Origin of the sequence: Shinella sp. H4-D48 (assembly GCF_022637395.1) — a bacterium.
Taxonomy (GTDB): Bacteria; Pseudomonadota; Alphaproteobacteria; order Rhizobiales; family Rhizobiaceae; genus Shinella; species Shinella sedimenti.
The window spans coordinates 1,170,044-1,190,845 of record NZ_CP093337.1; the positions used below are offsets into that span (position 1 = coordinate 1,170,044).

Annotated in this window: 17 protein-coding genes and 1 riboswitch; of the genes, 8 read left to right on the top strand and 9 right to left on the bottom strand. The window is 64.5% G+C overall.

What is annotated here, in order from left to right; translation table 11 throughout:
• Position 1: 1 nt before the first annotated feature.
• The 3 genes from MNR02_RS05575 to MNR02_RS05585 all read right to left on the bottom strand — a co-directional run bounded on the left by MNR02_RS05575 (position 2) and on the right by MNR02_RS05585 (position 3,957).
• Complete coding sequence (locus tag MNR02_RS05575) at positions 2–1,162, bottom strand: acyl-CoA dehydrogenase family protein (RefSeq protein ID WP_241598280.1); 1,161 nt, start codon at positions 1,160–1,162, stop codon at positions 2–4.
• Positions 1,163–1,341: 179 nt separating this feature from the next.
• Positions 1,342–2,835, bottom strand: a complete 1,494-nt coding sequence (locus MNR02_RS05580; protein WP_241948380.1) for a carnitine 3-dehydrogenase — start codon at positions 2,833–2,835, stop codon at positions 1,342–1,344.
• 207 nt (positions 2,836–3,042) lie between these two features.
• Positions 3,043–3,957: a 3-keto-5-aminohexanoate cleavage protein gene (locus MNR02_RS05585; protein ID WP_241948381.1), complete on the bottom strand. Its 915-nt coding sequence runs from the start codon at positions 3,955–3,957 to the stop codon at positions 3,043–3,045.
• 114 nt (positions 3,958–4,071) lie between these two features.
• Here MNR02_RS05585 and MNR02_RS05590 point away from each other — a divergent pair, with 114 nt between their 5' ends.
• A complete protein-coding gene (locus MNR02_RS05590) occupies positions 4,072–5,046 on the top strand; it encodes a GlxA family transcriptional regulator (RefSeq protein ID WP_241948830.1) in 975 nt (324 codons plus the stop codon).
• Here the strand turns inward: MNR02_RS05590 and MNR02_RS05595 are convergent.
• The gene (locus MNR02_RS05595) at positions 5,043–6,212 is read right to left on the bottom strand and encodes a LysR family transcriptional regulator (protein ID WP_241948382.1); all 1,170 of its coding nucleotides are present in this window, start codon (positions 6,210–6,212) and stop codon (positions 5,043–5,045) included. The two genes, MNR02_RS05590 and MNR02_RS05595, sit on opposite strands and share 4 nt — an antisense overlap.
• A 172-nt stretch (positions 6,213–6,384) precedes the next feature.
• Here MNR02_RS05595 and MNR02_RS05600 point away from each other — a divergent pair, with 172 nt between their 5' ends.
• From MNR02_RS05600 to MNR02_RS05630, 7 genes are all read left to right on the top strand, one after another.
• Entirely contained in the window at positions 6,385–7,923 is a 1,539-nt protein-coding gene (locus tag MNR02_RS05600; protein WP_241948383.1) for an aromatic amino acid lyase, read from the top strand.
• A 12-nt stretch (positions 7,924–7,935) separates the two neighbouring features.
• Positions 7,936–9,312: a dihydroorotase family protein gene (locus tag MNR02_RS05605; RefSeq protein WP_241948384.1), complete on the top strand. Its 1,377-nt coding sequence runs from the start codon at positions 7,936–7,938 to the stop codon at positions 9,310–9,312.
• 2 nt (positions 9,313–9,314) lie between these two features.
• Positions 9,315–10,583 carry a Zn-dependent hydrolase gene (locus MNR02_RS05610; RefSeq protein WP_241948385.1) on the top strand — a complete coding sequence of 423 codons (1,269 nt, stop codon included), beginning with the start codon at positions 9,315–9,317 and terminating at the stop codon, positions 10,581–10,583.
• Positions 10,583–11,680, top strand: coding sequence for a DUF917 domain-containing protein (locus MNR02_RS05615; RefSeq protein ID WP_241948386.1), 1,098 nt, complete (start codon positions 10,583–10,585; stop codon positions 11,678–11,680). Before MNR02_RS05610 ends, MNR02_RS05615 begins: the two co-directional genes overlap by 1 nt.
• A gap of 79 nt (positions 11,681–11,759) precedes the next feature.
• Positions 11,760–13,421: a urocanate hydratase gene (locus MNR02_RS05620; protein ID WP_241948387.1), complete on the top strand. Its 1,662-nt coding sequence runs from the start codon at positions 11,760–11,762 to the stop codon at positions 13,419–13,421.
• A gap of 228 nt (positions 13,422–13,649) precedes the next feature.
• Entirely contained in the window at positions 13,650–14,675 is a 1,026-nt protein-coding gene (locus tag MNR02_RS05625) for a glycoside hydrolase family 25 protein (protein WP_241948388.1), read from the top strand.
• Positions 14,676–14,828: 153 nt separating this feature from the next.
• Positions 14,829–15,542, top strand: coding sequence for a L,D-transpeptidase (locus MNR02_RS05630; RefSeq protein ID WP_241948389.1), 714 nt, complete (start codon positions 14,829–14,831; stop codon positions 15,540–15,542).
• 13 nt (positions 15,543–15,555) lie between these two features.
• Here the strand turns inward: MNR02_RS05630 and MNR02_RS05635 are convergent, their stop codons facing one another.
• From MNR02_RS05635 to MNR02_RS05655, 5 genes are all read right to left on the bottom strand, one after another.
• A complete protein-coding gene (locus MNR02_RS05635; protein ID WP_241948390.1) occupies positions 15,556–16,710 on the bottom strand; it encodes a PotD/PotF family extracellular solute-binding protein in 1,155 nt (384 codons plus the stop codon).
• A 460-nt stretch (positions 16,711–17,170) separates the two neighbouring features.
• A complete protein-coding gene (locus tag MNR02_RS05640; protein WP_241948391.1) occupies positions 17,171–17,647 on the bottom strand; it encodes a 6,7-dimethyl-8-ribityllumazine synthase in 477 nt (158 codons plus the stop codon).
• 86 nt (positions 17,648–17,733) lie between these two features.
• Positions 17,734–17,880, bottom strand: a riboswitch (FMN riboswitch).
• 104 nt (positions 17,881–17,984) lie between these two features.
• Positions 17,985–19,046, bottom strand: a complete 1,062-nt coding sequence (locus tag MNR02_RS05645) for an ABC transporter ATP-binding protein (RefSeq protein WP_241948392.1) — start codon at positions 19,044–19,046, stop codon at positions 17,985–17,987.
• A 9-nt stretch (positions 19,047–19,055) separates the two neighbouring features.
• Complete coding sequence (locus MNR02_RS05650; protein WP_241598314.1) at positions 19,056–19,838, bottom strand: iron ABC transporter permease; 783 nt, start codon at positions 19,836–19,838, stop codon at positions 19,056–19,058.
• Positions 19,835–20,722 carry an ABC transporter permease subunit gene (locus MNR02_RS05655; protein ID WP_241598315.1) on the bottom strand — a complete coding sequence of 296 codons (888 nt, stop codon included), beginning with the start codon at positions 20,720–20,722 and terminating at the stop codon, positions 19,835–19,837. The genes MNR02_RS05650 and MNR02_RS05655 overlap by 4 nt, the downstream gene beginning before the upstream one ends.
• Between the last annotated feature and the right edge of the window lie 80 nt (positions 20,723–20,802).

The window sequence follows — 20,802 nt, forward strand, 5'->3', positions numbered from 1 at the left end:
ACTACGCTCCCAGTGGCCGCAGCAGGTCGCGGCTGATGATGTGGCGCTGGATTTCCGATGTGCCGTCCCAGATGCGCTCCACGCGGGCATCGCGCCAGAATCGGGCGAGCGGCAGGTCGTCCATCAGGCCCATGCCGCCGAAGATCTGGATCGCCTCGTCGGTGACGCGGGCGAGCATTTCCGTGGCATAGACCTTGGCCGAGGCGATTTCGCGGTTCGACGGCAGGCCCTGATCGAGTCGCCAGGCGGCCGAGAGCGTCAGCAGGTCGGCGGCATCGATTTCGGTGATCATGTCGGCCAGCTTGAAGGACACACCCTGGTTCGCACCGATCGGCTTGCCGAACTGTTTGCGCTCGGCGGCGTAGTTGAGCGCGTAGTCGAAGGCGCGGCGGGCGCGGCCGACGGATGTCGCGGCGACCGTCAGGCGCGTCGCATAGAGCCAGTCGTTGGCGATGTCGAAGCCCTTGTGCACCTCACCGAGGATCTGGGAGGAGGGCAGGCGGCATTCGTCGAAATTCAGGATGCAGTTCTTGTAGCCACGGTGCGAAACCGAATTGTAGCCCTCGCGGATTTCGAATCCGGGCGTGCCGCGATCGACGAGGAAGCAGGTGATGAGCTTCTTCTTGCCGCGCGGCGTGTCCTCTTCGCCCGTCGCGATGAAGACGATGACGAAATCGGCGATATTGGCGTGGCTGATGAAGTGCTTGGTGCCGTTGACGACCCAGTCGTCGCCGTCCTTGCGGGCAAAGCATTTCATGCCGCGCACGTCGGAGCCGGCATCGGGCTCGGTCATGGCGAGCGCGTCGAACTTCTCGCCGCTGACAGCCGGCAAAAGGTATTTCTCACGCTGCTCGCCTTCGCAGGCCATCAGGATGCCCGAGGGACGGCCGAAGAAAACGGTGAGCGCCATGGAGCCGCGGCCAAGCTCGCGCTCGACCAGCGTGAAGGACGTATGATCGAGACCCGCGCCGCCGACCTCTTCGGGGAAGTTGCAGCCGAAGAAGCCGATGTCCTTGCACTTGCGCGCGATCTCCTGGCCGAGCTCCGGCGGCACATGACCGGTACGCTCGACCTCGTTTTCATGCGGATAGATTTCCGTTTCGACAAACAGGCGAACCGTGTCCACGATCATCTGCTGTTCGTCGGTAAGTGCGAAGTTCATTGCAGTGTTCTCCCAGTATTCTCTTTACTGGAGGTGCGTTTGGTCACCCCCCTCTGGCCTGCCGGCCATCTCCCCCACAAGGGGGGAGATTGAATCGTGGCACCGCTTTGCCTCCAGCCGATCTCCCCCCCTTGTGGGGGAGATGCCCGGCAGGGCAGAGGGGGGTAAGGGCTTGCGCCCTACGCGCGCTTCTGCCCGACGCTCCGGCCGGCACCTTCCGGCACCGGGAGCGTCGCGTGGGCTTCGGCGATCGGCTTGATCTTCGCGAGCACTTCCGCCGGTGCCTCGACGCTCTTGCCGGCCTTCGAGTCGACATGGACCATCATCTGCTCGGCGGTGGCGATGACGTCGCCCGTCGCCGCGTCATGGATGCGGGTGAAGAAGTGCAGGCGCTTGGCGTCGGACGACAGAAGCTGGAGCGTCGTGTAGAGCGCCTGGCCGAGCTTGCCCTCGCCGAGATGGCGGATGTGGGTTTCCACCGTGTAGTAGCTGTGGCCGGCCTCGACGTAATCGAAATCGACACCGATAAGGCGCAGCAGCGCATCCGAGGTGTCGCCGAACAGCTGAAGATAGCGGTGTTCGGTCATGTGGCCGTTGTAATCGACCCAGGCGGCGTTGACCTTGGTATCGAGCAGGCGCAGCGGTTCGGCAGCAGAGACCTCGACCTTCGCCTTGCCGGCCTTGGCCCACAGGTGCGCCTCGAAATCGGCGAGCAGCTTGCCGGAGCCCCAACCCTTGCCGTCATCGCCGGCCTTCAGCGCGTGCATGATGCCGACGAGGTTCTGGTCGCGGATGCGCTCCAGCTCGCGGATGCCGCGTGCGCCGGACTGGGCGTCCGACTGGTCGGCGATCTTCGCGACCAGCGCATCGTTGAGGTCGACGACATCGGTGAGCTTCGTCCACGGCCAGGACAGGCAGGGGCCGAACTGCGCGAGGAAGTGGCGCATGCCCGCTTCGCCGCCGGCGATGCGGTAGGTCTCGAACATGCCCATCTGCGCCCAGCGCATGCCGAACGAATAGCGGATCACGTCGTCGAGCGTCTCGGTATCGCAGATATCGTCCTTGATGAGCCAGAGGCCCTCGCGCCAGACGGCTTCCAGAAGACGGTCGCCGACAAAGGCCTCGATCTCCTTGTTGATGATCACGCCCTTCATGCCGATGGGCGCCAGCTTGGCCTTGGCGTCTTCGAGAACCGCGCGCGACGTCTTCTGGCCACCGACGAGTTCGGCAAGCGGCAGGAGATAGACGGGGTTGTAGGGATGCGCGACGAACAGGCGTTCGGGATGCTTCATGTCGCGCTGCAGGTCGGTCGGCATGAGGCCCGAGGTGGAGGAGCCGATCAGCGCCTTGGGGTCGGCGGCGGCATCGATCTGGTTCAGCACGCCGCGCTTCAGTTCGAGGCGCTCGGGCACGCTTTCCTGAATCCAGTCAGCGCCTTCGACGGCTTCCTCAATGCTCTTGGCGAAGGTGACCTTTCCCTTCGGCGGCAGCGGCGCCATGGTGAGCATGCCATAGGCACGCTCGGCATTGGCCATGACTTCGCCGATGATGCGCTCGGCTTCCGGGTGCGGATCGAAAATCTTCACATCGATGCCGGCCAGCGCGAAACGCGCGACCCAGGCCCCGCCGATGACGCCGCCGCCGATGCAGGCTGCCTTGTGGATGGTGCTCATGCTGATGCGTTCCCTTGTACTTTGTGCTCGTTTGCCTGCGCCCGCGTGCTTTTACACATGGAGCGGCCATCCCCCTCATCCGCCCTTCGGGCACCTTCTCCCCGTGGGGGAGAAGGGAAGGATGCACCGCCTTGCCAGATTCTCCTTCTCCCCCAATGGGGAGAGGTGCTCGAAGGGCGGATGAGGGGGCAGGCGCTGCCGTTCCGGTCATCCGCGCGGCGCGCGCTTCGTCAGTTTCAGCTTCTCGCGCACTTCGGCCGGGCCGATGACGCGGGCGCCCATGCTTTCGATGATGTTGACGGCCTTATCGACGAGCTGCGCATTGGTCGCGAGCTGGCCCTTGCCGACATAGAGATTGTCCTCAAGGCCGACGCGGACATTGCCGCCGGCAAGCACGGCCGCAGCCGGATAGGCCATGGCGTTACGGCCGATGGAGAAGGCCGAAAAGGTCCAGTTCGACGGCACGTTGTTGACCATCGCCATGAAGGTGTTGAGATCGTCAGGCGCGCCCCACGGAATGCCCATGCACAGCTGGATGAGGACCGGATCCTCGATGACGCCTTCTTCGACGAGCTGCTTGGCGAACCAGAGATGGCCGGTATCGAAGGCTTCGATTTCGGGGCGCACGCCGAGATCGGTCATCATCTTGCCCATGGCGCGCAGCATCGACGGAGTGTTGGTCATCACATAGTCGCCGAGCGAGAAGTTCATGGTGCCGCAATCGAGCGTGCAGATTTCCGGCAGGCATTCGACAACGTGGGACACGCGCTCGGTGGCGCCCACCATGTCGGTGCCGACAGGGTTCAGCGGCAGCGGCTGTTCGGTGCCGCCGAAGATCATGTCGCCGCCCATGCCGGCGGTGAGGTTGAGCACCACGTCGACTTCGGCGTCACGGATGCGCTCGGTGACTTCGCGATAGAGATCGTTGCGGCGGCTGGGCGCGCCGGTCTCGGGGTCGCGCACATGGCAGTGCACGACGGCGGCACCCGCCTTGGCGGCGTCGATCGCGGATTCGGCGATCTGCTTGGGTGAGCGCGGCACATGCGGCGACTTGCCTGCGGTATCGCCGGAGCCGGTAACAGCGCAGGTAATGAAGACGTCGCGGTTCATCGAAAGAGGCATTTTCGTTCTCCCAGTATTCTCGTTAAGGCCATTACGAGCCAAGAGACGGCGCAATGCTTTCACTTTTCAGATCTATCCTTGACAATTTGAGAGGTGCATTTGCATGCTTGCGTCATGCTCGACCTCTCCTCCGATACGCTCGACATCGATCTTCTTATCCTGCCCGAGACGAACCTCATCCTCGTCGCCTCGGTTATCGAACCCCTGCGCGCGGCCAACCGAATTTCCGGTCAGACGCTCTACCGCTGGCGGATGTTCTCGCCGGATGGGCAACCCATCGAGACGCGCAGCCGCATTCCCGTTCCCGTCGACGGCGTTTTCCGGCCGGAAAAGGAGACGGCGCCGCTCTTCGTGCTGTCGAGCTATCAATGGCAGATGAGTGCGACGCCTCTGTTACGGCGCCAGCTTTCGCAGACCGCGCGCTACCGGACGATGATGGCGGGTATCGAATCGGGAAGCTGGCTGCTGGCGGAGGCGAGCCTCTTGGACGGCTACTCCGTGACCGTTCACTGGGAGGACATGGAGGAATTCGCTTCGTGCTATCCGCAGATTGCCGTGATGCGGGAGCGCTATGTCATCGACGGAAAGCGTGTCACCTCCGGCGGATCGCTGCCGACGCTCGACCTGATGCTGGAAATCATTCGCCGAAGGCAGGGCTATTCGCTTGCGCTGGAGGTATCGCGGCTGTTCATCTACGAGCATGAGCGCACCGGCGGTCTCCTGCAGGTGCCGGCGCTCGGCAACATGCGCGTTGCCGACCAGCGCGTGAGCCAGGCCGTGCGGCTGATGGAAGAGACGGTCGATGCGCCGCTGACGCTGGCGCGGCTCGCCCGGCGTGTGGGCATCAGCGCGCGGCATCTGCAGGACCTGTTTCAGGAATCGATGGGTGTGGTGCCGCACCAGCACTATCTGGCGCTGCGCCTCAACGCGGCCCGGCGCAAGGTCATCGAGACCAAGGCGGAGTTTGCCGACATCGCCGCGCTCACCGGCTTCAACTCGTCATCGGCCTTCTCGCGTAGCTACCGCGCGCACTATCACGAAAGCCCGACGGAGACGCGGCGGCGGCTGCGCGCAGGCGCCAAGGTTTAAGGCGCACGCCGCGACAGGATGGGGATCACCGTTTCCGCCGCCTGGCGGGACAGCGTGTCACGCGGCCAGACGAGGCTCAGCGATTGGCGGTAGGCCGGGCCGAGCGGCAGCAGCGCCGGCGGCGGGCTGATATTGGCCAGCGAGTTCTCCGGCAGGATGGCAAGGTGGCCGTGTTTCAGCACGAGGTTGATGATGACGGGGATGGAATCCACCTCCACCAGCGTCAGGCGTGCCCGCTCGGCCGGCGTGAGCGTGGCCTCCAGAAAACGGTCCGTCATCTGGCGCAGGCCGCTGCGCGGGCTCGGTACGGCAATCGGATAGCGGCGCAGGAGAGCCGCGAGGTCCTGCCGGTCGTCTTCCTTCAGGTCGCGGGGGGCGGCGAGGGCGAGTTGCGACTGGTCGATCAGGCAGCCATCGAACTCCACGGGATAGCGGTCGGTATCGAGCAGGATCAGGTCGAAACGGCGGTTCTTGAGACCGGAAACCAGTTCATCGGCCGTTGTCGAGGACAGGAAGAGCGGCTGGCGCGGGCGGGCGGCGCGCCACTCGACCGCCAGCCGCGCCAGCATGCCGGCGATCTCGCTTTCATGGCCGAAGGGGATGATGGCGCCGAGCCGCCAGGTTGCGGCGCTGCGCCGGAAACGCTCCGTGGAGGCAGCGGCGAGCGTTTCCCAGGCGGTGGTGATGTGCTCGGCAAGGGCAAGCGCTTCAAGGCCCGCCGGCGTGCAGCTAATGCCCTTGGCCGAACGGTCGAACAGCGTGCAGCCGATGGCCTTCTCAAGATGCGCGAGCTGACGGGTCAGCTGGGGCTGACCGAGGCCGTGGCTTCTGGCAGCGGCATTGATGCTGCCGGCCTTGGCAGCGGCGGCGAAGCGAGAGAGCGATGCGAGCGGGATGGCGCCCCCGGCCGATGTGCCTTGCCCGAGCGACAAAAGCGTCGCCGCGGTGCGCGCGATCTCAGCAAAATGTGGCAGGCGGGTTTCCCCCTCCAGCGTGGGCACCAGCGCCTGCCCGTCGCGCCGAACAAGCGGCACCGAAAGGGCGGCTTCGACCCGTCGCAGTGCCGCACTTGCGCTGGAGGCCGGCCGGCCGGCGCGGGCGGCGGCCCGGCGAATGCCGCGCTGTTCGAGTATGTCGTGCACGAGGCTGAGGGTGGCCAGATCCACGGGCGGCGCTTTCGTTTAGCGGATGATGTTCGGCTTATAGCATAGGGCGTGCGGATTTTGGGATATCTGTTTGTGCTGCGTTGCGCTTAACATCCATCCCGTACTTTTCTGCAATTGCCGGATAAGCCCGCGCGGCTTTTCCGATGCTGCACTCGATACAGGCTTTGGGGACATGCTCGCTTCCGCCGAAACGCTCTATCTCACTGGCCAGCCACTCGATTTCACCGCGCTGGAGGCGATCGGCCGGGCGGGCCGGCATGCGGTGGCCTGCGAGAAGGGCATGGGGCGGATCGTGACGGCGCGGCATGTCGTTACCGATCGACTCGCCACCGGCCTGCCGATCTACGGCGCCAATACCGGCGTCGGCTCGATGAGGGACAAACTGTGGACGGCCGACGATCTCGTCGAGTTCAACAATAACCTCGTCAAGGCGCATCATTTCGGCACGGGCGAGCCCTTTACGCTGCCCATCGTGCGCAAGGCCATGGCGATCCGGGTGAACACGGCGCTCGGCGGTTATTCCGGGTGCAGCCCTGAGCTGATCGACGCCTTCCTCGCGCTGCTCGAAAAGGATGTCGTGCCCGTGGTGCGCCGGCACGGGTCTATGGGCTGCGCCGATATTGGCCTGATGGGCCAGATCGCTGCCGTGCTGATGGGCGAGGGCGAGGCGTGGTATCGCGGCGAGCGCGTGCCGGCCGCTGAGGCGCTGGAGCGCGCCGGGTTGAAACCCCATCACATGCAGCCGCGCGATGCGCTGGCGGCGCTGAGCGTCAACGCCATCTCGCATGCCGCCGCAGCCGACGTGGTGCGCGAGGCAGCCAAGGCGATCCGCAACCTCATGGTAACAGGCGTTCTTTCGTCGCTGGCGCTCGGGGCATCTGCCGATCCTTGGCGGGTCGCCGCGCGCCTTTCGGCCCATGGCGAGGCGATGGCCGGGCGCTGGTTCGAGGCGCAGGCCGCCTCGGGCCACTGGCCCAAGCCATCGGCGATCCACGATCCGCTCAGCCTGCGCATGACCGCGCAGGTCTTCGGCGCCTGCCTCGATACGCTGATGAACGCGGCAGAGCGCATCGTCGAGGCGACCGCGCAGTCGGATGACAATCCCGTCGTCATCGACGGCGTGATCATGGCCTCCGGCGGCTCGCTGCCGCTCTCGACTACCCTCTATGTCGAGGCCGCGCAGACGGGGTTCGCGCATCTTGCCCGAAACGTCCTGAACCGCTGCGTGCTGCTGGCCAACGGCGTGCGCCGCAACCTGCCGGTCAATCTCGTTGCGCCCGGCGAGGCGGCGACCGGCTTCGGGCCGCTTTTGAAGCTCGCAGTCGAGCTCTATATGCGCATCCAGTCGCTGGCGGTGCCGATCTCGGCGCAATCCATTGTCGTGGCGGGCGGGCTGGAGGAGGAGGCGACCTTCCTGCCGCTGATCGTCGAGCGCATGGAAAGCCAGGTGCGCGACCTTCGCCAGCTTGCCGCGCTCGAAGCCATGCTGTCGGCGCAGGCCGTTGATCTCTCGGGCGACAATGTCGAGGGCGTGGCCTCCATCGCCTATCAGCGCACGCGTGCCATCAGCCCGTTCTACCGCAAGGACCGGCCGCTTTCCGCCGAAATCGAGGCGCTCGACCGTGATCTCGCCTGCCCGGATGCGCTTGCCGCCTTCCTCGATGCGGCGCCTATGGCCGAGTTCGACACCTTCTTCGCCCTCAAAGCCTGACGGAGACACGACATGGCCGATTTCGATCTCGTTGTGAAAGGTACCGTCGTCCTGGCGGATCGTATTGTCGAAGGCGGGCATGTCGCGGTTCGCGACGGCAAGGTGGTGCATGTGGGACAGGGCGCGATGCCCGCAGCAAAGGAGCGGCACGACCTTTCGGGCGCGCTGATCCTGCCCGGCGCCATCGATGCGCAGGTCCATTCGCTCTCGCAGAAGAACCAGGAGGATTTCATCTGGTCGACGCGCTCGGCGGCGGCGGGCGGCGTCACCACCATCGTCGACATGCCCTATGACGAGGGCAACCTCGTGTGCTCGGCGGAAGCGGTGAAGATCAAGGTCGATCATGCATCGACGCAGGCGCGCGTCGATTTCGCGCTCTACGGCACCGTTGATCCCGAAGAAGGGCCGGCACGCATCGGCGAAATGGTCGAGGCGGGGGTTGCGGCCTTCAAGTTCTCGACCTTCGGCACGGACCCGAAGCGCTTTCCGCGCATTTCCGCCGCGCTTCTCGAAGACTGCTTCCGCGTCATCGCCCCGACGGGGCTGACCGCCGGCGTGCACAACGAGGACGACGAGGCGGTGCGGGCGGCGATCGCGAAGGTGAAGGCGGCGGGCATCACCGACTACCGCGCTCATGGCCTGTCGCGTCCGCCGCTGACGGAACTGCTCGCCTCCAACCAGATCTACGAGACGGGGGCGCAGACCGGGTGCCCGGCGCATGTCGTGCATTGCTCGCTCGGCCGCGGTTATGAGATCGCTAGCGCCTACAGGGCGCAGGGTTTTCGCGCGACGATCGAGTGCTGCATCCACTATCTGACGCTTGATGAAGAGAACGACGTGGCCCGGCTCGGCGGTAAGGCGAAGATCAACCCGCCGATCCGCCCGCGCGCCGAGGTGGAAAAGCTCTGGAGGCATATCGCGGAAGGCAATGTCACCCTGGTGTCCACGGACCATGTCAGCTGGTCGGAGGACCGCAAGACGAACCCGGACATGCTGGCCAATGCATCCGGCGTGCCGGGGCTGGAGGTCATGGTGCCGCTCTTCGTCAAGGGCGCACTGGAGCGCGGCATTCCGCTGACGCGCGCGGCCGAACTGATGGCGCTGAACCCGGCCCGGCACTTCCGCCTCGATCATGTGAAGGGCGCGCTGGAAGCCGGCAAGGATGCCGACATCACGGTGCTGACGCCGGAGCCCTACATCTATGACGCGGCCGCGAGCGGCAACAATGTCGTGGGATGGTCGCCCTATAACGGCATCCGCCTGCCATGGCGGGTCTCGGGCACCTATCTGCGTGGCAGGCTCGCCTTCGATGGCACGAACGTGCTTGCCGAACCGGGTACCGGCGCCTTCGTGCGGCCGCTGCCGACGCTCGTTTCCAGGGGAGCCTGAGGATGGCCCGTTCAACCAATCTGCCGGTCGATCCAGCGCGCATCGCTGATGTGATCGACGGGCTTGCCCGGCTCACCGATCCGGGACGGCCCTACACACGGCGTGCCTTTACCGCTCTGTTCCCGGCAGGGCGGGATTTTCTTGACGATGCGTTTCGGGCCGCAGGGCTCGAGACGCGCATCGACGCGGCAGGCAATCTCATCGGCCGCCGGCCGGGCCGCGTGCCCGGTCGCGGCACGATCATGCTCGGCTCGCATTCCGACACGGTGCCTGATGGCGGACGCTATGACGGCATCGCGGGCGTCGCGGTGGCGCTGGAAGTGGCGCGTGCGCTCACCGATCAGGACATCGAACTCGATCATGATCTGGAGGTCGTGGATTTTCTTGCCGAGGAAGTCTCTGTTTTCGGTGTCTCCTGCATCGGCAGTCGCGGCATGGCCGGTGTGCTGCCTGAAGATTGGCTGACGCGCGACAGCGGGGGCCTGACGCTGGCGCAGGGCATCCGCGATGCCGGCGGCGATCCTTCACGCATTGTCGCCGAAGCGCGCAGAGACATTGCGGCGTTCCTTGAACTGCATATCGAGCAGGGGCCGGTGCTGGAGACGGAAAAGCTCGACATCGGCGTGGTGACGGCGATTGCGGGAATCACGCGCATCGAGATCATCGTGGAGGGGCGCGCCGACCATGCGGGCACGACGCCGATGGGCGCACGTGCCGATGCACTGGCGGCGGCGGCAAGGCTGGTGACGGGCATCGAGGCGCTGGCGAAATCGTTTTCCGACGGCCCCGGCCATTTCACCGCGACGGTGGGCGAATTCTCCATCGAACCGAATGCCGCCAATGTCGTGCCGTCGCGGGCACGCCTGCTGATCGATGCACGTGCGGAAGAGCGCACCACCATGGATGTGTTCGCCGCCTCCGTGGACCAGCTCACGGAACAGATCGCGCGGGAAACTGGCACCGTTATAGCGCCGCCGCGCCGCATCTCTGACAACATGCCCACCCCCGGCGATCCGTTGCTGCTCGACATTCTGGATGCGGCCTGCGAGGCGGTCGGTGCCGGGCATCGCCGCATGGCCTCCGGTGCCGGGCACGATACGGCCTTCATGGCGAAGGTGACGCGGGCTGCGATGATCTTCGTTCCGTGCCTTGGCGGGCGCAGCCACGCGCCGGAGGAATTCGCCGAGATCGACGACATCGCGCTCGGCGCGGCGGTGCTTTTTAACGCGGTGATTCAGCTGGATGAGAAACTGATTCAGGAGAACGTCTAATGGGTCGGATTTTAAAGGAAAAAGACGTCGAGGCGGCCGTTCGGGGCGGCTCGGTCTACGCCGCCGGCGGTGGCGGCTGGGCCGACCACGGGCGTATGCTGGGTCGTGCGGCGGTTTCCATCGGCAAGCCGGAACTGGTGTCCATCGACGAACTCTCCGACGACGACTGGGTGGCGACGGCGGCCGCCATCGGCGCGCCGGCCTCGACCACGCCGTGGGAGATGCGCGGCGTCGATTACGTCAAGGCCGTCGAGTTGCTTCAGGAAGCGCTCGGCGAGAAGGTCGCGGCGTTGATGGTGGGGCAGAACGGCAAGTCCTCGACGCTGAACGGCTGGCTGCCGTCCGCGATCCTCGGTACAAAGGTGCTGGATGCGGTGGGCGACATGCGCGCGCACCCGACCGGCGACATGGGCTCGATCGGCATGGCCGGCTCGCCCGAGCAGATGATCCAAACCGCCGTTGGCGGCAATCGTGATGAAAACCGGTACATCGAACTCGTCGTGCGCGGCGCGACGGCGAAGGTCTCGCCGATCCTGCGCACCGCCTCTGACATGTCCGGCGGCTTCATCGCCTCGTGCCGCAACCCGCTGCGCGCCTCCTATGTGCGCAGGAATGCGGCGCTCGGCGGCATCTCCCTGGCGCTGAAACTGGGCGAAGCGATCCTTGCGGCAGAAGGCAGGGGCGGCTCGGCGATCATCGATGCCATCGTGAAGACGACGGGCGGCGGCATCCTGACCGAGGGCACGATCACCGACAAATCCGTGGTCTACACGAAGGAAGCCTTCGACATCGGCACGGTGACCCTCGGCAAGGGCGACAAGGCTTCGGTGCTTCATGTGATGAACGAGTACATGGCGGTTGAAACCGCCGACGGGACACGGCTTGCGACCTTCCCCGATGTCATCACCACGCTGTCGCCAGAGGGCGAGCCGCTGAGCGTCGGACAGCTGGAGGTCGGCATGTCGGTCTTCGTGCTGCATGTGCCCAAGACGATCATTCCGCTTGCCTCGAGCGTGCTGGATCCGACGGTCTATCCCTCGGTGGAGAAGGCGATGGGGATCGAGCTGGCGCGGTATGCGCTGGAGACGGTGGTTTAGGAGAAGACAGCCGCGTTACCCCCTCTGCCCTGCCGGGCAGAGGGGGTGAGCCTCCCCACGAATATATGAGGAGACACCCATGCCCAAACCGAACGCCCGCCACCCGAACTATCCGATCCCGTCCGGCCCCGTGCTGCGCGCCAAGGGCTGGCGGCAGGAGGCGCTGTTGCGGCTGCTCGAAAACGTGCTGTCGGTCGGCGAGGACCCAGACAATCTCATCGTCTATGCCGCGCTCGGCAAGGCCGCGCGCAACTGGGCGGCGCATCGGGCGATCGTCAAGGCGCTGACCGAGATGGACGAGGACCAGACGCTGGTCATCCAGTCCGGCAAGCCGGTGGGGCTGCTGAAGACCCACTCCAAGGCGCCGCTCGTCATCATGGCGAACTGCAACATCGTCGGGCAGTGGGCGAAGGCGGAGGTGTTCTATGAACTCCAGCGCAAGGGGCTGATCTGCTGGGGCGGCCTGACTGCCGGTGCGTGGCAATATATCGGCAGCCAGGGTGTTATCCAGGGCACCTATGAAATCTTCATGCGCATCGCCGAAAAGCGCTTCGGCGGCAGTCTTGCCGGCCGCTTCATCCTGACCGCGGGGCTTGGCGGGATGGGCGGCGCGCAGCCGCTCGCCGGGCGCATGGCCGGGGCGGCCATTCTCTGCGTCGATATCGACCCCGCGCGGGCGGCGGCACGCAAGGCGGTCGGCTACCTCGAGCATGTCGCTCCGGATCTCGACACGGCGCTTGGCATGATCGATGCCGCGGTGAAGGAAAAGCGCGCGACCTCCATCGGCCTCGTCGGCAATGCGGCGGAGACATACCCCGAAATCGCGCGGCGCGGCATCGTGCCCGATATCGTCACAGACCAGACCTCGGCGCATGACCTCGTCTACGGCTATGTGCCGAAGGGCATGAGCCTCGATCAGGTGAAGGGGCTGCGTGACGACGGGCAGGGGCAGCTGATGGCCGCGAGCCGCGCTTCCATCGTCGAGCATGTCTCGGCCATGCTGGAGTTCCAGAAAAGGGGCTCGGAAGTCTTCGATAACGGCAACCTCATCCGCACACAGGCGCGGGAAGGCGGCGTTGCCAATGCCTTCGACATCCCGATCTTCACGGAAGCCTATCTGCGCCCGCTCTTTGCGCGCGCCATCGGTCCGTTCCGCTGGATGGCGCTGTCGGGCGAAGAGAGCGATATCGCGCGCATCGACGATCTCGTGCTGGAGATGTTTCCGGACAATTCCATCGTCACCAACTGGATCCGCCTTGCGCGTGAGAACATTCCCTTCGAAGGCCTGCCGGCGCGCATTGCCTGGCTGGGGCACGGCGAGCGCACCGCGTTGGCGCTGGCGGTCAACACGCTGGTCGCCGCAGGTGAAGTGAAGGGGCCGATCGCTTTCTCGCGCGACCATCTCGACGCCGGCGCGATGGCGCACCCCAACATCATGACGGAGCGGATGAAGGATGGCTCCGACGCCATCGCAGACTGGCCGCTGCTCGATGCGATGCTGCTCTGCTCGTCCATGGCCGATCTCGTCGTCGTGCATTCCGGCGGTGGCGGCTATGCCGGCTACATGACAAGCTGCGGCGTGACGCTGGTGGCCGACGGAACAGACGGCGGGGCCGAACGCCTCGAACATGCCCTGACCAACGACACCTCGCTTGGCGTGATCCGCTATGCGGATGCGGGCTATGACGAGTCGCTCGACGAGATCAAGAGGAAGGACATCGGCCACATCTCGCTGGGATGATGCCGTCTGGCGGGGCCGCTGGCGCTGCCTGCCTTATCCCTCGGCCTTGGGGCCGTTTCGGGAGATTAATAACAATTGTCGGAAAACGCGAGGCATTCCGCCTTAAGTGACTGAAATGTCTCAGTCAGCTGTAAACGTTGCATTTAACATTTCGCGGTAATCTTCCGTTAGTAATTCCGTCCCGGCATCGAGAGGGCGGGCTCCGGTTAGTTTTGCGTGCGAGTGCCTATGCGTCTTTCGATCCTTACGGCGGCCCTCCTTGGCTGTGTTACCCTGGCGGGCTGCGCTTCGAGCGCAGGTCCCGAAACGGTCCTGTCAATCAAGCCGTCGCGCGAGACGACGAGTTCGGTGAAGGCGAGCGGGCCGGTGCCGGAAGTCGCCGTCGGCCAGAGCAAGGTGAAGGCCGAGGGTGCGAGCGAAATGCTTGCCTGGGCCGGGCCGGTGCCGGGAACCCAGGTCTTCGAAAGCGTGACCGAAAAGGCCGTGCGCCCCACCGCGCGTCCCACGGATACCGCCGAAACGGCCGAGATGCCGTCCATCGGGAAGCTGGGCAAGCGCTCACGCATCTACAGCCAGCAGTTCCGCGATGCCAAGCCGATCAATTTCGGAAAGCGCGCGCCCAAGCACTATCAGGTGCATGGCGTCGACGTTTCGCGCTGGCAGGGCGATATCGACTGGATGAAGCTGCGCACGCAGGGCGCCAACTTCGCCTTCATCAAGGCCACCGACGGCGGCGATCATACCGACCCGATGTTCCGCCACAACTGGCGCGCTGCCAAGGAGGCGGGCATCCGTCGCGGGGCCTATCACTTCTTCTACTGGTGCCGAGTCGCCAGCGAGCAGGCGGACTGGTTCATCCGCAACGTGCCGAAGGACCCGGACGCGCTGCCGCCCGTCATCGACGCCGAATATAACGGTGAATCAAAGTGCAAGCGCCGCCTGACGCGCGCGCAGTATGTCGAGAAGATCCGCGTCTTCGCCGAGCGGCTGGAGCGCCATTACGGTAAGCGGCCGATCATCTATACCGCACCGGACTTCTATGCCGACAACCTGTCGGGCGAGCTGAAGGAATATCCGTTCTGGCTGCGTTCGGTCGCAGCGCATCCGTCGGTGCGTTACCCCAACCGCCGCTGGCTGTTCTGGCAGTATTCCGGCTCGGGCCTGTCGCATGGCGTGAGTGGAAAGATCGATCTCAACGTCTTCGTCGGCAGCGAGAACGACTGGCACAACTGGCTGGCCGGCCAGTCGACCTGATCGCGTTCCGGCCGCTGCCGTGTCTTGAAGGCAACGGCAGCGGCGCTAACGCTGTGCATCCCGAAGATGTGATCTTCCAATTGCTTGCCGCCGGCATCGCCGTTGGCTAGCGATCCTGCATCCATACGGGACTTGCAGGAGTTGTTTCTAGAAATGTCTGAGATCGGTGTCTTGTCGCGCAGGGCCTTGCTAGTGGGGGCTGCAGCGACGCTGGCGGGGTGTGCAACCACGGAAGGCGGCGTGAAGAACGTGCCTGTTCCGCAGAAGGTCAGCTACCCGATCGTACCGGCGACGGACGAGGAGCTTGCCGCGCGCTATGCGGCTGTCGAGGATGGCGGACATCTCATTCCCGCGATCCCCTACAAGGAGATCGATCCGAAATACTATCGCCAGCGCGTGAAGGATCCGACCGGCGAGGCGCCCGGCACTGTCGTCGTGGATACGCCTGGACGCTTCCTCTATCTGGTCGAGCCCGGCGGCACGGCGATGCGGTACGGTGTCGGCATCGGCCGCGACGGGTTTGCCTGGGAAGGCGAGGGTATCATTCACTGGCGCCAGCCCTGGCCGCGCTGGAAGGTGCCGGCCGACATGATCGCGCGCACGCCGAGCCTCGCCAAATATTCCGTCGAGAACGGTGGCATGGAGCCCGGCATCAAGAACCCGCTCGGTGCGCGTGCGCTCTATATCTTCCAGAACGGGAAGGACACGCTCTATCGCCTGCACGGCTCGCCGGAATGGAAGTCGATCGGCAAGGCGACATCTTCGGGCTGCGTGCGACTGATCAATCAGGATGTGATCGATCTCTATAAGCGCGTTCCCTACCACGCGCGCATCGTCGTGCATCAGGGGCCGCTCGGTTCGGTCTGAGACCGGTTGCCGCTCAGGCTGCTTTGAACCGAGCCATCACCTCGGCGCGTGCCGGATCGGTCAGTGTCACCGCGGCACCGAATTCGAGCGGGGTGAGCGCGGCCTCGTCGGGATAGACGATCCTGTTGCCGGTGATTTCGGCTGGCAGCAGGGCGACGACGCGGCTGTCGGTGGCCGGCGTGCCGTTGGCGATGTGCTCCCGCACTGCGTTCTGCGGGTCCATCAGGAAGTTCAAGAGCGCGTAGCCGGCTGGCTTGTTGGGCGCATTCTTCGGAATGGCGTAGAAATCCGACCAGATCTCGCCACCGTCCGAACCGAGGGTGAAGGCGATCTCCGGCACGTCGCGACTGAGCTGTGCGCCGTCACCGGTCCAGCACATGGTCATCCAGGCGTCAGTGCCGCGCATGGCCGGCTGATAGTCGCTGGTGACGGCATAGAGATGCGGCTTGACCTGGAGCAACAGTTCCTCGGCCTTTGCAAGCTCCTCGGGTTTCACCGAGTTGAAGGAAAAGCCGAGCGCGACGAGGGCATTGCCGATGGCGGTGAGCTGGTAGTCGTGCACGATCGCGCGGCCATCTGCCTCGTCCATGGCGGCTGCGAAGAATTCTTTCCAGCTCGTGACCGTCACCTTGTCGGTATTGTAGGCAATGCCGGTCGTGCCCCAGTTCTTCGGCAGCGCATACACCTTGCCTTCGGCGGTGCCCTGTCTGGTGAAACGGGCATTCTGGGTGCGTGCGTCGAAATTCGGCAGGCGGGACAGGTCCAGCGGATCGATCAGGCCGAGATGGGCATAGGTGGAGATCGTGTAGTTTGTCGGCACGAACAGATCCCATCGGGCGCTGTCGGTCTGAAGCGCTTCCAGCATCTCCTCGTTCGAGCCGAAGATGCTGACCTCCACCGCGACGCCGGTTGCGGCGGTAAAGGCCTCGAAGGTGGCGGGGTCGTGATAGTTCGGCCATGTCGCAATCGCCATGCTGGCGCCGAGATCGCCGCTGGCATGGGCGACCGAAGAAAACCCCGGCTGGCGGGCGAGCACGGCGGCCGCAAGGCCGAGCCCGGTGATGCCTAGAAATTGGCGCCGCGAAATCGAGCCGCGCTTGAGGCGCATGAAGGCGTCCGTCAGCGCACCGGCATCCATGGGGGCATGTTCTCTGAACCATTTCGACATCGCGCTGTTCCCCTGTCGTTAAGACGGCCTCGCGTCACGGGCCGGAAGGACGAGCGTTCCGGTGGCGCCGTGCATGCCTTCCGAGACAGCCCGTGCGGCGATGTCGGGGAACGGCGGTGGCGTCTGAGCCGTACAGCCTTTGCGCGATCATCGCGCGATGACGCCGCGTGGTTTGCAGGGCCTGCCGGCACGCTTCAGGTCGCCGGCATGCACCCCGCGCAACAGGCGGTCGTCTGCACGATAAGCAGGGAGAGGTGTTTTATCCGTAAATCGCGCATCCCCCACATTAGCATTCCATCCGGAATGTCGATCGGATGCAGGAGGCCAGGCGCGCAACAAGGCAATGCATTGCCTTGTGACCAACATCGCAAACCCGGCGGTTGGCCGGGTCTGCGGTTTGTCTTTTCAATGTGTTACCGCCCTGCGCTGGCAGGGAGATTCCGGTCGTTGATGTGTCGATTCAAGCGACGGCTGCGAGGGCGGCCTGTGCGCGGGCATCGATGATCTGGCGCGCCGCGTTGGCGGCTTCTTTGCCCTTGATGACGAAATGGTCGCGGAAGAAGGCGATATGCGCTTCCGATTCCTGGAAATTGTGCGGCGTCAGCACGGCCGAGAGAACCGGCACGTTGGTATCGAGGCCCACGCGCACGATGGCATCGACCACGGTGCCGGCGACAAAGTCGTGGCGGTAGATGCCGCCGTCGACCACGAGCGCAACGCCGAGAATGGCGGCATATTTGCCGGTGCGGGCGAGCAGCTGGGCATGGAGCGGAATTTCAAGCGCACCCGGCACGTCGGTCACGTCGACATCCTCGGCGCGGCCGCCGAGCGCTTTCCATTCGGCGACGAAGGAATCGACCGCCTGATCGACGATGCCGGCATGCCAGCGGGCGCGGATGACGGCGATACGGGAGGAGGGGGTGGCATTCGCATTCATGTCTGAGGCCTTTCAAGGGTTGAGCCATTTTTCAACGGTCCCCTTGGGCGAACACGCAGAACTTCCGCCAACGCGGCGGTGGTCCTGCTTGCTCTCTTTCATCCGGACTGTGACCGTCGGCTCCGGCATCGCACCGGATCTGCTGACCCTCCCATTCGCGAAAGGCGCTCGCGGGCTCCCGGATTGCTCCGGATACCGCCGGTGGGGAGTTTCACCCCGCCCTGAGAACAGACAGACCATAACGGGCAAACGCCGGCGGATCAAATCCGCGGGCGACGCAAATAACGACTTTCACGACAGAATTTTTCAAGCTTCGCCAGAAGGCGGGAACGAACTGCTAATCGCGGATGATCAGCAGGTCACTCGCTACGAAGTGCAGCGTGACGGTCTCGCCTACCACCGGCGGCACGAGGCCGGGGCTGTTGAACATGTCGAACGAGATGACGCTTTCGCCGACCTTCATGCGGGTGCGGATGACCGAGCCGAGGAAATTGGTGGAGACGACGTCGCCGGAGAGCGCGGTGTCGCCCTTGGCATCCGGCATGATCGACCCGGCTTCGGGGCGCAGCGCCAGCGAGATCGTGTCACCGACCTTCACGTCTCCGAGCGGCTCGCGCAGGGTGACGCCCTGGTCGCCGATCGACACACGGTGGGAGGCGGGATCGACGACCTTCGCCTCGATGAGGTTCAGCGTGCCGACGAAGTTGGCGACGAAGCGCGTGGCGGGGCGGTTGTAGATATCGGCGGGGGTGCCGATCTGGTCGGCGCGGCCTGCATTCATCACGACGATGCGGTCGGAGATCGACAGCGCCTCTTCCTGGTCATGCGTGACGAAGACGGTGGTGATGCCGAGCTGCTGCTGGATCATGCGGATTTCCTCGCGCAGCGACACGCGGATCTTCGCGTCGAGGGCCGACAGCGGCTCGTCGAGCAGGAGAACCTGCGGCTTTGGCGCGAGCGCGCGGGCAAGCGCGACGCGCTGCTGCTGGCCGCCCGACATCTGGTAGGGGTAGCGGTCGGCGAGGTGATCGAGCTTGATGAGGCCGAGCATTTCCTTGACGCGCGCGTCGATCTCCGCCTTCGGGCGGCCGGCAACCTTCAGGCCGAAGGCGACGTTTTCAGCGACATTCATGTTCGGGAACAGCGCATAGGCCTGAAAGACCATGCCGATGTTGCGCTGGTTGGGGCGCAGGTTCGCCTGGCTCTTGCCGTTGATGGTGATGGTGCCGCCGGAAGGCGTCTCGAAGCCGGCGATCATGCGCAGCACCGTGGTCTTGCCGCAGCCCGACGGCCCGAGGAACGAGATGAACTCGCCCTTCTCGATGGACATGTTGAAATCCTTGACGACCTGGACGGTGCCGAAGGACTTCTGGAGGCTGGTGAGGGTCAGGAAGCTCATAAAGGGTCCTTAGGCGGGGCTTTGCGCGCCCTTCTGGAGACGGGAGACAAGCTGGATAAGGCCGAGGCAGCCCCAGGTGATGCCGAAGGCGATCACGGCGAGAGCGGCTGGCTCGTAGGCGCGGTTGGCGCCGAGCAGCTGCATATACGGGCCGAACGCGGGACGGTTCAAAAGAGCAGCCATAGTGAACTCGCCGATGACGATGGCGAAGGTCAGGAAGGCACCCGAGAGAACCGCGACCAGCACATTCGGCAGAATGATCTTTGCGAGGATCGTGGTCCAGCCGGCGCCAAGGCTCTGGGCGGCTTCCGTCAGCGTCGCAATGTCGATGGCGCGCAAGCCCGTATCGACGGAGCGATACATGTAGGGCAACGCCAGCGTTGCATAACCGAACATAAGAAGGATGTTCGTGCCAGTCACGCTACCTGTCAGCGGCAGCCAACTCGAGGTGTTGTAGAGCCTAATATAGCCGAAGACGATGACGATGGCCGGGATGACGAGCGGCAGGAGCGTGACGAATTCAACATAGGGGCGCAGACCTGGAAGCTTCAGGCGGATCCAATAGGCCGTCGGCACGACGAGCAGCACGCCGAAGGCGATGGTGAACAGCGCCATCACTACCGAATAGGTGAAGGTTTCTTGGAAACGCGGATCGCTGAGAACGACAGCATAGGCATCGAACGAATAAACGCCGCGCCGCATTTTGAGCGAAAAGTTGGTCATGCCGATGAGCGGCAGAAGGAAATAGAGCAACCCGAAGATGAGGGCGCCCCAGGCCCAAAACCTCTTCATTTCAGCCACCTTTCGCTGCGGGCACGAAGCCAGATGTAAACCGCATTGGCGATGCCCGTCACGACGATCATGCCGAAGGCGAGGGCATAGCCGAGATGCGGATTTCCGAGCACGTCGCCACGGATTTGGGCGAAGAGCAGGATCGGCGCAATGTTAAGCGACGAGCCGGTGAGCGCCATTGCTGTAGCGACCGCACCAAAGGAATTGGCGAAGAGCAGGGCGAAGGCACCAAGGAAGGAGGGTAGCAGGATTGGGAAGGCGACAAGGCGCCAATATTGCGCGTTCGTCGCGCCAAGGATTTGTGCAGCCTCGCGCCACTCGCGCTTCAGCGCGTCGATCGCAGGCGTGATGATCAGGATCATCAGCGGGATCTGGAAAAACAGATAGGTGATTGTGAGACCCCAGAACGACAGGAGGTTGAAGCCGAGCATCCGCAGGTTGATGCCAAACTGGGTCTGGAGAAACAGCGTGATCAGGCCGGCCGGCCCAAGTGTTGCGAGAAAGGCGAAGGCCAGCGGAACGCCGGCGAAGTTGGACGCGACCCCCGAGAATGTGAGAAGCGGGCCGCGTATGCCTCTGGGCAAGCCGCCCAGAACGACCGCAGCCGCTACGGCAAAGCCCACCAGACATCCGAGCAGGGCCGAGGCCACGCTGATCTTTATGGAAACCCAATAAGCCGAGAGGATCGTCGGGGTGAATAGGCCCTGTATATTCTCGAGCGTGAAGCCGCCGTCGGAGGTTTGGAAAGCGCCCAGGACGATGCGGAACGTCGGCAGGATCAGGAACAGAATGACGAACACGGCAAAGGGAACCGCACCAAGCCAGTGCAGAGGCAAACGCAACGCATTGTCTGGCTGCTTCGCTGGTGAGCTGTCTGACGACATCAGGATTGCCTCATGGGGTGGCGGTACAGACGCCGGATAGGCTCTTGGTGGCCACCGCCCCGGCCTGTCTGCCGGGGCGG

Bases quoted from the DNA above. Each gene is read 5' to 3' on its own strand.
- MNR02_RS05630 (WP_241948389.1), top strand. From the start codon at position 14,829: ATGTCTGAGATCGGTGTCTTGTCGCGCAGGGCCTTGCTAGTGGGGGCT.
- MNR02_RS05600 (WP_241948383.1), top strand. From the start codon at position 6,385: ATGCTCGCTTCCGCCGAAACGCTCTATCTCACTGGCCAGCCACTCGAT.
- MNR02_RS05640 (WP_241948391.1), bottom strand. From the start codon at position 17,647: ATGAATGCGAATGCCACCCCCTCCTCCCGTATCGCCGTCATCCGCGCC.
- MNR02_RS05610 (WP_241948385.1), top strand. From the start codon at position 9,315: ATGGCCCGTTCAACCAATCTGCCGGTCGATCCAGCGCGCATCGCTGAT.
- MNR02_RS05645 (WP_241948392.1), bottom strand. From the start codon at position 19,046: ATGAGCTTCCTGACCCTCACCAGCCTCCAGAAGTCCTTCGGCACCGTC.
- MNR02_RS05590 (WP_241948830.1), top strand. From the start codon at position 4,072: ATGCTCGACCTCTCCTCCGATACGCTCGACATCGATCTTCTTATCCTG.
- MNR02_RS05655 (WP_241598315.1), bottom strand. From the start codon at position 20,722: ATGTCGTCAGACAGCTCACCAGCGAAGCAGCCAGACAATGCGTTGCGT.
- MNR02_RS05650 (WP_241598314.1), bottom strand. From the start codon at position 19,838: ATGAAGAGGTTTTGGGCCTGGGGCGCCCTCATCTTCGGGTTGCTCTAT.
- MNR02_RS05605 (WP_241948384.1), top strand. From the start codon at position 7,936: ATGGCCGATTTCGATCTCGTTGTGAAAGGTACCGTCGTCCTGGCGGAT.
- MNR02_RS05620 (WP_241948387.1), top strand. From the start codon at position 11,760: ATGCCCAAACCGAACGCCCGCCACCCGAACTATCCGATCCCGTCCGGC.
- MNR02_RS05585 (WP_241948381.1), bottom strand. From the start codon at position 3,957: ATGCCTCTTTCGATGAACCGCGACGTCTTCATTACCTGCGCTGTTACC.
- MNR02_RS05615 (WP_241948386.1), top strand. From the start codon at position 10,583: ATGGGTCGGATTTTAAAGGAAAAAGACGTCGAGGCGGCCGTTCGGGGC.
- MNR02_RS05635 (WP_241948390.1), bottom strand. From the start codon at position 16,710: ATGTCGAAATGGTTCAGAGAACATGCCCCCATGGATGCCGGTGCGCTG.
- MNR02_RS05580 (WP_241948380.1), bottom strand. From the start codon at position 2,835: ATGAGCACCATCCACAAGGCAGCCTGCATCGGCGGCGGCGTCATCGGC.
- MNR02_RS05575 (WP_241598280.1), bottom strand. From the start codon at position 1,162: ATGAACTTCGCACTTACCGACGAACAGCAGATGATCGTGGACACGGTT.
- MNR02_RS05625 (WP_241948388.1), top strand. From the start codon at position 13,650: ATGCGTCTTTCGATCCTTACGGCGGCCCTCCTTGGCTGTGTTACCCTG.